This window comes from Rhodoferax sp. RT5P35, assembly GCF_056521385.1.
In genome coordinates this window covers 1-1,169 of sequence record NZ_JBWMAX010000254.1, presented here as the reverse complement: position 1 = coordinate 1,169, position 1,169 = coordinate 1, and the positions used below count along the sequence as shown (strand labels likewise).

At 60.6% G+C, this 1,169-nt stretch carries 2 protein-coding genes; one reads left to right on the top strand and one right to left on the bottom strand.

Going from position 1 to position 1,169, the window contains the following annotated elements; all coding sequences use genetic code 11:
* A partial coding sequence (locus AC097L_RS25440; RefSeq protein ID WP_479589484.1) for a hypothetical protein occupies window positions 1–516 on the top strand: 516 nt, incomplete at its 5' end.
* Window positions 517–551: 35 nt separating this feature from the next.
* Here the strand turns inward: AC097L_RS25440 and AC097L_RS25435 are convergent.
* Window positions 552–842 carry a nucleotidyltransferase family protein gene (locus AC097L_RS25435; RefSeq protein ID WP_479589483.1) on the bottom strand — a complete coding sequence of 97 codons (291 nt, stop codon included), beginning with the start codon at window positions 840–842 and terminating at the stop codon, window positions 552–554.
* Window positions 843–1,169 lie beyond the last annotated feature (327 nt).

Sequence of the window (1,169 nt, the reverse complement as noted above, 5' to 3'; positions counted from 1 at the left end):
GCGCCCCCCGCCAGCGCCGGTGCCCTGCTGCAGTACACCCTGCAAACCCCGGTGGCTGCGCACTGGGTGCCATTTTTACCGGTCAAAAAACAAGGAGCCGGTGTGCTGAACTGGAGCATCCAGCTACAGCGCGGCGTGGTCACCCACCACTACCAGACCACGCCCGCACGCATGGCCGAGCCGGTCAACGCCAGCTACAGCGCCTTCATCCAGCGCCTGCGCGACAACGCTTTTGTGGAAACCACCGGTGCGCTGGGCGCCGATGACCACCAGCTCGAAGGCTTCATGTTCCACCCGCGCGGCAGCCTGCTACGGCAAGACCCGAACGTGGACGTGAAAACCGACTTCCTGCGCATCGCCGAAGAAGAGGTACCCCGCGACGGCATCAGCCTGCAGCGCCGCTTCAACTACGCCCGCGACAGCCAGGGCCGGGCGTTGCTGTGGATAGGACGGAGCAAGTCGGTTGGGCGGGGAGAAGGGGCGAGTGGGTTGAGGTTTGATGTGGTGAAGGCGTAAGGCATACCAGTAGCGCTTGGCCTAGTCACGACGGCTCATATGGAAACAGCCTCGGCCAGCACCGCGGCGCGAAATTTGGTCGGTAGTGCTTTGGGCGTTAGCACATCCACCGGCACACCCAGCAGCTCCAGCAATTCATGGCGGATGGCACCAATGTCAAACAAGGTGGTGTCCGGGCTGGGGTCAATCAGGATGTCGAGATCGCTACCTTCGGCATCATCGCCGTGCACCACCGATCCAAACACACGCGGGTTGCTGGCCCGGTGGGACTCTACGATTTGGCGGATGCGTCCCCGGTGGGTCTGCAAAGCGTCCGATGGTTTCATGCGGGACATCCTGAATGGTAGTTCCTGATTACAACACCGAACACCGTAGCCCAGTGCCTGGACGCGGTGATGGCGTGGATGCTATGCAATTTGCCATAAATTTCTCTAAAGAAATCAACCACCTGAGCCTATTCCACGGGCATAGGTAGCTATCAAAAAAACAGAGAAATCACGCCACCCGCAGCCAAAACCAGAACGCAGCCAGCGCCACCTGTGCCAGGAGTCAAGAGCCGCCGCACAACGCCAGTCTCAATAGCAGCACTCGGGCGGTGACTGCGCTGAGTTAACTTGCTTCCACGCCCAGTCGGGTGTCGACGAACACCCTTT